The 9483-nt window shown below is 45.0% G+C and carries 10 protein-coding genes and 1 pseudogene; 8 read left to right on the plus strand and 3 right to left on the minus strand.

Annotated elements, in window-relative coordinates; genetic code table 11:
- Positions 1-232: DUF433 domain-containing protein (locus tag GVY04_00095; GenBank protein ID NBD14581.1), on the minus strand; the 232-nt coding region annotated here is incomplete at its 3' end.
- A 228-nt stretch (positions 233-460) separates the two neighbouring features.
- On the opposite strand from GVY04_00095, the gene GVY04_00100 reads away from it, so the two are divergent.
- The 3 genes and pseudogenes from GVY04_00100 (at position 461) to GVY04_00110 (ending at position 1326) form a co-directional block, all read left to right on the plus strand.
- On the plus strand, positions 461-772 hold the full coding sequence (locus GVY04_00100; protein ID NBD14582.1) for a hypothetical protein: 312 nt from the start codon (positions 461-463) through the stop codon (positions 770-772).
- 118 nt (positions 773-890) lie between these two features.
- Entirely contained in the window at positions 891-1052 is a 162-nt protein-coding gene (locus GVY04_00105; GenBank protein NBD14583.1) for a hypothetical protein, read from the plus strand.
- A 55-nt stretch (positions 1053-1107) separates the two neighbouring features.
- Positions 1108-1326, plus strand: a pseudogene (locus GVY04_00110) (IS1 family transposase).
- A 2-nt stretch (positions 1327-1328) separates the two neighbouring features.
- On the opposite strand, the gene GVY04_00115 reads toward GVY04_00110, so the two are convergent.
- Entirely contained in the window at positions 1329-2615 is a 1287-nt protein-coding gene (locus tag GVY04_00115; protein ID NBD14584.1) for a response regulator, read from the minus strand.
- A gap of 109 nt (positions 2616-2724) precedes the next feature.
- Here GVY04_00115 and GVY04_00120 point away from each other — a divergent pair, with 109 nt between their 5' ends.
- Genes GVY04_00120 through GVY04_00130 form a run of 3 tightly spaced genes read left to right on the plus strand, consistent with a single transcriptional unit; the run spans position 2725 to position 5698 of the window.
- Positions 2725-3024, plus strand: coding sequence for a hypothetical protein (locus GVY04_00120; protein NBD14585.1), 300 nt, complete (start codon positions 2725-2727; stop codon positions 3022-3024).
- A gap of 45 nt (positions 3025-3069) precedes the next feature.
- Positions 3070-3672, plus strand: a complete 603-nt coding sequence (locus GVY04_00125) for a DUF928 domain-containing protein (GenBank protein NBD14586.1) — start codon at positions 3070-3072, stop codon at positions 3670-3672.
- The gene (locus tag GVY04_00130) at positions 3647-5698 is read left to right on the plus strand and encodes a CHASE2 domain-containing protein (protein ID NBD14587.1); all 2052 of its coding nucleotides are present in this window, start codon (positions 3647-3649) and stop codon (positions 5696-5698) included. Before GVY04_00125 ends, GVY04_00130 begins: the two co-directional genes overlap by 26 nt.
- Before the next feature lie 4 nt (positions 5699-5702).
- Here the strand turns inward: GVY04_00130 and GVY04_00135 are convergent, their stop codons facing one another.
- On the minus strand, positions 5703-7310 hold the full coding sequence (locus GVY04_00135) for a BamA/TamA family outer membrane protein (GenBank protein NBD14588.1): 1608 nt from the start codon (positions 7308-7310) through the stop codon (positions 5703-5705).
- Positions 7311-7486: 176 nt separating this feature from the next.
- On the opposite strand from GVY04_00135, the gene GVY04_00140 reads away from it, so the two are divergent.
- Positions 7487-7969 (plus strand): hypothetical protein, encoded by a 483-nt coding sequence (locus GVY04_00140; GenBank protein ID NBD14589.1) that lies wholly within the window; start codon positions 7487-7489, stop codon positions 7967-7969.
- A 16-nt stretch (positions 7970-7985) separates the two neighbouring features.
- Positions 7986-9483, plus strand: a 1498-nt coding sequence (locus GVY04_00145; protein NBD14590.1) for a hypothetical protein, incomplete at its 3' end; no start/stop codon positions are given.

The following is a 9483-nucleotide window of genomic DNA, read 5'->3' on the forward strand; positions in this document are numbered from 1 at the left end:
GCTTGACATCAGCATCAATCTCTTCTTTGTGTTCCCAGTAATAGGCTAAAGCAGAATAAATCTGGCTCATACTCAAATGAGGATATTGGAAATGCAATTCTTCGGGACTCCAACCATAAGCCTGAATAGACGTGACTAACTCCAAGACTTTCATGGATGTTCCTTTAATATAAGGGCGATCATGCTCGTCGAGTAAGATATATTTGTATTCGGTGGGGGTTGTCAAAGTCATTGCCATTACCTGCTGGAGAGATGCTAGTTAACTTCCTGCGCTCAACTATGTTAACGCAACTCAGAAAACTAATGAGATGAGTGGCACCTTCTCTGGGAGTAAACAGCGATCAAGCACTGCTTTGTGGGTAAGCTGCTGATGCAATGGACAAAAAATTTTTGGTAGTCATGTAGAGGTAATGATAGGGGAGAATAGAACAAGAGAGTGAAATGAATCGTAATCCTCTTCATGCCTAATTGTCCGAAGTGCCAGAGTCAGCAGGTGGTCAAAAACGGTCACATCCATAATGGAAAGCAACGTTTCAAATGTCGTGAGTGTGGACGGCAGTTCGTGGAAAATCCCACCAATGTGGTAATTACAGCAGAAACTAGAGAATTAATAGAACGCTTACTATGGGAGCGAATTTCTCTGGCTGGCATGGCTCGGGTAGCGCAGGTATCGGAAAAATGGCGACAGGACTATGTCAACCCCAAATACGCTCAAGTGCCTCGACAGGTAAAGGTATCATCAAAAAAAAGGCAAGCTGACGATCCAAGCTGATAAGCTCTGGTCTTTCGTTGACCATAAAGGCAATAAACAGTGGGTCTGGTTAGCTATAGACAAGAGAACTCGAGAAATTGTTGGAGTCCACATTGGAAGGCGCGATGCCCAAAGGGCGATGGCTTCGCCACATCGCGATGCAGCCAGAAAACTCTGGTCTTCCCTGCCAGGAGTCTATCGTCAATGTGCCGTGGTCTATACAGACTGCCGACCCAGCTTGAATGCATTCAAGCTGGAAAGCGGGCTGGAGCGAGGAGCGAAGCGACGCAGTCAGGAATGAGCCGAAATTACTTTCGGCTCACAAGCCTGACCGTTGGTGAAGATGCCTTCCGCACTTTTGGGAAGCCTACGAGGGAGTGATTCCGAGAACTCGTCATCGAGCTGTGGGGAAAGAAACGGGTCTAACTAGCCACATTGAAAGGCTCAACTGTTCTTTGAGACAGCGAATTTCCCGTTTAGTACGCCAGAGTTTGTCTTTCTCCAAAAAATTAGAAAATCATCTTGGAGCTATTTGGAATTTTATTTATCACTATAATTTATCATTACCTGTTTAGGACTACCTCGAAAGCTTATTCCCTTTACTCTGCTCCCATAATTTGATTAACTGTTCGCGCTGCTCTTTCCTCGGTTCAGCGATAATGGTATGACAGTTAATTAAATGGCTGTGAATCAGAAGAGTGGGATCAGGCAAATAACAGAAAACAATCGTTTCCTTTTCCTGAGTCAACCGTTCCATGCTAGCCGTCAGGGTAGGATTAAGAATTTCTCGCCACTCTGAGCCACTCACTTCATCCTGATACTGAGTGTAAAACGTAATGTATTGCTGGATTTGTTGAGAAAAAGCAGGTAGTTCAGATGTAAAGGAAGGGGGAAAATACAAAAGCAGAACAATCGGATCGGGAAGGGCTTTTTGGAATTCTTTGCTATCAGGGGCTCCGCAATAGATGCGATGGGATCCCAGCTCTAGCCACCGCTTAGACTTAGTCACTCTAAGAATCTCTCCTGGATGGGGACGATTAATCACTGTCGCTGGCTGCTCCGAGGGAGTCTCGGATCTTACTTCTAATGGGTCGTCATTCGCGGCTTCGATCACTTTCAGATTCGTTTGTTGTTCATGCCGATCGCGCGTCTCTTTGACCAACTTCGGGGAAATTTTTTCGCCTCGTCGAGCTCGTCCAATTAATTCTTCTTTAACAGGAGCGGGAATATTCGATTGCGCGATTGCATAAGCAGCACTGGGAGAGATATCAAGATTTTCAATATCAATTTGATTAAACGTTTCAGCAGTGCGTATAAATTTACGAGCTAGAGAGTGGCTGCAATCGAGTTCTGTTTTTAGCCAACGCAAAAATTGCCCATATTCAAGCTTGGTTTTAACTTCAGATAAAAGATTGCCAATTTCAACAACATCTTTAAGCTGGCGATGAAAAATAATTTGAATGGCTTGAGCTTTTTCACTGACAAATTCTGCTAATTTCGGGTCTAACTCTTCATAGTTAAAACCTTTGGTATCCGAGAGCTCGTTTCTAAAGATGACTTCAACATAGCGCTTGTTATTTTCCTTGCCCTTAATAATGTATTCTTGGATTTTTTGTTGACTGGTTAATTGTTGCAGATGTTTTTCCTGAAACCGCCCTGTAATCGGAACAATCCGCTTGATATAATCCTCATTTGCCAATTCTTCAATGACCCGAAACCCATTTTTTTTGGGGAGATCCATATCTAGCAAAATTAGATCGGGAAAAAATTCTTTTGCTTTATCAATTCCTTCCTGTCCAGTGGCTGCCCATTCTACCTCATAAAAGTATTGTTTTGTATTTTTTTCTAATGTGCGCTTCAACATCTGTTGAAAATCCAGCTCATCTTCTACAATTAGTACTCTTCTGGGCATTGTTTAGTTTTTAGGACATATAATAATGAATTCTATTTTAATTCTACAATTTCCTTAATTTATGTCATTTGACAATGAAACTTTTATCTCAATTGAACCGATGCCTCCGGCTAACTTTTGTGAGAAGTGGGTTCCTGTTATTAAAGGGAAATCACCCGGCGATTATGGTTATCGTCGGTCCTGCTGCGCACTCCTAGCGAATTTGACTGGATATAAAGAATCAACTGTTAGTAATTGGTTAATTGAAGGGTTTCAAGTTCCCTTCTTAGTGGGTCGCTATTTACGAGTGTTGGATGTTCTGTTGGAAATTCAAATTTTGCTGCCCTTTTCCAATAAAGTTTCATCAGGTGATGACAGTTAAATCATTGCTAAACTTTTGGTAAAGTAACTACAGTAAAACTTAGTTATGCGATTACAAAATTTACTGTTAATATCCGCTTTTCTAACGAATAGCTTAATCCTTTCTGCCCAAGCTCAATATCGCCCCCCCAATGAAGGCGGGGAGGAGCAACAGATTGACGTTCAAGGGACCCGTCGGGATTCTTGTATGGCTACGAAAGATTTTCCTCAATTACTAGCCCCTAAAAATCACATCGCTGTGACCGCTTCAGCTCGTCCGAATTTACTCATTGATTTTCCCACTACTTTTGAGGTTCCAGTGCTAATCATTTTAAGTGATCGGCAAGGAAAGGTTTGGTATCAAGAGCAGATACGGGCCAAATTTGGCATCAGTCGCATCCAACTTCCTAAGCAAGAGCAGCAATTGCTAGAAGGGAATTATTATTGGACATTGGTCATCCAGTGTCGCTCTGAGTTAGCCTTAAATCCTTATGCTCGCGTTGAATTTCAATATCGTTCCTTAAATTTATCCCCGAGACTGAAATCTGATCCAATTCTTTTAGCTGAGCAGGGGCTTTGGTATGATGCTATCGCTCTAGCCTACCGCCAAGATGACGATTCAGTGTTCCAGAAACTTCTGTGTGATGCAAAGATTAAAGACCCTTGCTAACTGGTTACCGTCATGGATTGGGATGGGACTCCTAACCGCTTTAGTGATCCTTCTCATTCGAGGGTGGGGGGTGCTGCAAATTTTAGAGTTATCCCATTACGATTTGATGTTTTCAATGCGCTCGTTAGTGCAATCAGTGGCGCGTTCCCCTCAAATTGTGATTGTGGGATATACTGAGTCCGATATTAGAAAGCTGCAAGAACCGATTTTATCTGACGAAACTCTATTTACCGTCCTCTCAAAGATTTTTAATCAAGACCCGGCGTTAGTGGGATTAGATTTTTTTCGGGAATCGCCAATTTCTCATCAACCCCTTAAGCAGTTATTCCAAAATGAATCTCGATTGTATCTTCCCGCCCGATTTTTAGGTTCCCAGCAAGAGCAAATCACTGCACCCGATGACGTTCCTCTGGCGCGAGTCGGCGATGTTAGCGTACCGCTCGATCGCAATGGCATCTTACGTCGCAATTTTTTATCGGTTTGTTCCCAGCGGCAACTCTCAGGAGATTGCGCTACCTATCACCCCTCCCTGGCACTCCAATTAGCAGAAGCTTATTTAGCCCCGAAAGGAATCACACCACAAGTCACTAAGGAAGGACAATTACAACTAGGAGAAGCAGTTTTCCAACAAGTCTTGCCGAACAGTGGCGGGTATGTTGATGTTGCCTCCGGAGGCGGCTATCAAGTTCTCGTGAATTGGCGCTCTCTAGAAGAAACCTTCACCACGGTTACGATATCGGAAGTCCTCACTGGAAAAATCAATCCAGAGTTGTTTCGGAATCGGATTGTCTTACTGGGATCACTTGCTCCTTCCCAAGAAGATTTATTGGCGACTCCCTATTCTCGAGCTTTTGATGCTATTTTTGGTGTTGAGAGTATTGGCTTTTTCACTGAGCAGATCATCTGGAGTGCTTTGGGAGAAAAGCCCAATTTAAAGACGGTTCCCGAAGCGGGAGAATGGTTTTTAGTATGGGTCTGGGCAGGGATAGCATTAAAGGGCTTAGCGTGGTTTTATTCTTATTTGAGAAATTCCTTACTCAAACTCTTTTTATTACTATCTCTTAGCTTAACAATCCTAACATTTTTAATTAGTTTTATCGGATTTTTAGCGTCTTGGTGGATTCCCTTTATTCCCTATGCAGGAGTGATATTTATGGCTGTGTTGGGGCAATGTTTCGTCCTTGCCGATCAGCAACGACAGCGCTACCTCTCGCATTTAGAAAGAGAGTTAGCAGCTTTACAGGAGGAACTTGAGCGAACTCATCAAATGCAAATCGCTCAAGAAAAAAGCGATTCTATTTCTTTTTTGGGGGCAAAACTGGCCCACGATATTCGGAATGTTTTAGGAATTTTGCAAGGGAATTTGAATAATAGTCTGGCGACTGTCGAGGAAATGGGTTGGCTTTTTGAAGACGATGAGCAGTGGCAGGAACTACAAGAATCATTAACAGCAATGGAGCGAAACTTACACCGAATTCAAGATTTTGTGAATAGTGTTTTAGCTTATGCTTCTGATTATGGAGAGAATGCGGTTACGTTCACTGACTTACCTTCTTTTTTAGAAACTGTATTAGCCCATGCTTGGGAACAAAGTCAGGGGAAAGCCGCCAATGTTGAACTGTTTCGAGATTATGATCCCTTACTCAACGATCAAACCATTCCCATTTTACCGTTTAGCCTGGAACGAGCTTTGTTAAATTTACTGGATAATAGTTTTGATGCTTTACTCGCGCGAGACCAATGGGAAGAAGCATCGCCATTGATCCAAGTGGTAACCCGCGATCGCGACGCTTTTGTTGAGATTCAGATTATTGATAATGGGGGAGGAATCGACCCTGATTATCAGGATCACGTATTCGATTTGCTATTTACGTCCAAATCAGGAAGCGGAACGGGACTCGGTTTATATATTGCCTATGAAAGCGTTGTTAAACTGCATCGCGGAAAACTTTTTTTACAGGAAACGAAGGAAGGACGAACTTGCTTCTCAATTGGCTTACCCAAGCAATTCCGAGAAGAACTTTGACGATTCAAAAATTGATTTGATATCGTAATTGCACGATTCCTAACTGTTCTAGGTCCTCCCCTGCCGTTAAAGGAATCCCCAAATCCCCTTGTATTTGTAGACTCTCAGTTAATTGCCAACGCAATCCCAAACCGACGCTAGACAAAAGTGAGGGAGAAACCACCTCGCGATTGATTCCCTCTAAATCAAGGCGATTATTCCAAACCACACCTAAGTCAAAGAAGGGAACCAGAGCCACGGCCTCATTCACTGACCACTGCAATTCCGCTGAGAACAAAAGACCGCTATCCCCACTCCGAGAATTGCGCTCAAATCCTCGCACCGAATCGACCCCGCCAATGGCAAGTTGTTCGAGAGGGAGTAAAGCATCGCCCGTGAGTTGTGTCGCTAATTCTCCTAAAATGATTAAATTTTCATCAACCTGCTGCAGGTACTGCGCTGACCCCAGCCAACTGATAAACGAGCCATCAAAATCAAAGTCATTCTCTGTCGCGTTCAACCCATTCAATCCTGCCGAAATTTGCGCTCGCCCGAGAAAGGTAAAATCTTGCCCTCGCTTCAAATACGTTCCTTCTAAGCGCAACACTCGCACTCGACTTTTTCCATCATCTTCGAGCGTTCCCAAATTAAACGGAAATGGTTCGCCATCCAGATAAGTTTGGGAGTCTCGAAGATCGAAGGTTAAGCTGACTGATAACCGTTCACTGGGATTGGCAATTAGATTCTGTTCAATTCCCACAAAAAAGGTATCGGCCACAGAAGAAATCTCCACTCCCCCTAAATCTTTCACTACAGCAACATCATTTTGACGGTAGCCCACAGCAAGTTTTTGGGCTCCTCCGCTAAAGGGAATCATATAGCTGACCCGCCAGAGATTAATCCCTTCACTTTTGGTATAACTCGCTTCCAAGCGATCTCCCAATCCAATGAAATTCTGGTTGGTTAAGGTAAGACCAGCTTGAGCTTCGCCAAAATCGGGATTTTGTTGATTATTAGTTTCTAAGCTCAGCTCCCAAGGGGGTGCTGGCACTAAAGCAACAATTAGTTCACTGACCCCATCTTGCTCGGTGGGGACCAGTTCTGCTTCAACGTGCTCAAATCGCGGATCTTGCTGTAATAACTGCAAAGACTCTTCAAGTGCCGTTTCCTGTAACGGCTCCTCCACTAAGCGATTAATTTTAGCGCGAACAGACTGCTGCGTTAATGGGTTATCCACGCCTTGGACTTGTATGGGTCCGAGAACTCCCTCTACCACTTGGACAGTCACGATCCCTTCCTGAATTGCTTGCTCAGGAATATAAGCAGCAGAAGTAATATACCCCTGCTTGATATAGTAATCTGTAATTTTGCTGCGGAGTTGGATTAAATTTCGGATGGTTAGGGGTTGTCCTTGCCAGTTTTTCACGAGTTGCTGCAATTTTTGGTTGCTAAATTCGGTATTGCCTTGAAACCGAATTGACCGAATCGTCGATTGAGCCGAAGCGATATCACTGAAACAGAACGATAGAGAAAAAATGAGTCGGAGTAATTTTAAGCTTTTTTTTTCATTAAGGAAAATAAATTTTAATTTTTCTTGTACACTAAGATACTCCTTGAGTTGAGCAATCGCCATGATTAATTTCACTAGAGTTGTAATTTTTACAACTTTATCTGGGAAACAAAGTTGACAGCCCCAAAATTTTGGCTAAAATGTGGGAAATAAGTTTTTACCATTCCCGAATAGTTAGAACGTTTCCTTTCAGAGGTCATAATATGATTTTGTCAAATTGGTTCAAGCCTGGAAAAGGCTTGGCAGTTAAACTCTTAGTGATGGCTCCTTTGGCTTGGCTTTGGTTTTTATCTCTCGGTCGCTTTTGGATTTCCTTCTGGCTTTTTTCCGTCGCCGTTGGTATCAGTTTGACGAGCGTTTTACCACAGTTTGGTTTCAAATCTTGGCAAATTGGGACCGGCTTGGCGGTGACTTTTTTATTGATGCTCGCTGCCTCCCCAGCCTTAGCGGGTGATGGCGGCGGCGGAGTGTTTGGACCGCTGGAAGAGGCCACGCAAGAAGTTCTCACCGCCGCGGGAGCAGATGAAATTGCTGACCAAACCACCGGCATTTTTGGCATGCTCAATATTATTGCCGCTCTCGTGGCCATCGGCGCTCTGGTTTATGGCATTTTTGAGCAGCGGAACGGGAATACAATGCGGGAGAGCTTTATGCCCTTTCTGATGGTGCTGCTGCTGTATATTGGCGCCCAATTTGTCATGAGTATCTTTCTCAGTGCTTAAGTGAGGAGAATCAGCTATGGTTCAGCATTCTAGACCAGTCTCTTATGCCGTTAATCAAGCGATTGGGCAATCTTTAGGCTTGGGGTGGCTGCCTCCCAACCAACTCTTTTATTGGGGATTGATTGCCATTCCCACGCTTGGGGCTTCGGTCCTAACTCCGTTATCCTTTGGGCAGGTGTTTCCCCTTTGGTTCATTGGTTGTGTCGCCTTTTGGGCGCTGACGGGGGAAAAAGAATATCGGTTCCTCAATCAATTCCGCGCCCTCCCTTACTTTCAAAGCAAGTGGGTGCGAGGACGAAGCGTCGTGAAGTGGGAGATTCAGTCTCTTTTGCCCAAAAAACCCCGTTACGGAGCGAAAACAATGCGAGGGATGAAATCACTGGGAAAGCTCACCCCCATTGAAGACTTTTCCGATTTAGTCTGCTACGGGCAAATTGAATTACAAGGTTTAGACGTGGGATTTTATCTGCTCGAAGACCGGAAAAAGCAACTGCAGTTTGTCTTTCGCTGGCAGGTGGAGGGGCCCCACGCCGAAATCTCGGAGCGAGACGCCGCCATCCTCTTAGAAAAGTGGAATACGGGATTACAAGAGTTTTTGCCGGGAGAAACCGTCACCTTTGAACAAGAGAGTTTCGCCGATGATAAGGCCGCGCAAACGGTTTTAGACCAACAACTGCGAACGACGAATCATGCCCTCCTGAAAGCACTCACCGTCAGTCAAAAAGTGCGCTTGCGCCAACTCCGAGACCAAGGACAACGACGGGTCCAACGCACCCTGGTTACCGCCACTTATACCCCAGAATTGTTCTCTCATGACGAGCAAGATTTAATTGCCAAAGCGCTGCTTTGGCTCTCTCGGGCTTGGGAAAATTTCCAAGGGCAGCGGGAACGACTGGATCATCAGCGCTTACAACAGCTGACCGGTTTCGCGTTTCGGGAAGGGTTTCTGCGCTGGCAGTCCCTCTTCACCTCACTGATGGGGTTAGAGGCGCGTCCGTTGACCAGTTTAGAACTGTGGCAGCGGGATTATGCGGAATTTCATCAAGGGGATGCCCCTCCGTTACCGCAACGCTTAATCCTGAATGAGAAGGGATTACAAGTCGAAGCCGAAGACCCCCATCTCCATGCCGCAACCGTTCTCTTTCAAGGGGAACGAGGGACTGCCAGTGTGCCGGTCAATCATCCAGAATGGGTTTATTTACCCGCTCGCCGTCAATATGCGGGGTTGATGCAGTTGGGACGACCAAAGGATTACGGTAGTGCTCGTGGCAAAATTCGCTATCTCTGGGAGGCGCTGTCTTCTTCTCACGCTGGGGATTGTCGGGTAGTGGTGCAAATCAGTTCCGGCAATCGCAGTTGGCGTCAATTTGATTTAGAACGGTTGACGCGCAATGCCACGACCATTTCCACTGAAGCCATCGCGAAACAAGAGGTGGCGGTGGGAGCCGAACGGCGGGCGCAGGATGCGATTCGTGCCCAGGAAGCCCTGCAAGAAGGGGATACGGTTGTCCAAA

The organism is Cyanobacteria bacterium GSL.Bin1, from assembly GCA_009909085.1.
In the GTDB taxonomy this organism is placed as follows: Bacteria; Cyanobacteriota; Cyanobacteriia; order Cyanobacteriales; family Rubidibacteraceae; genus Halothece.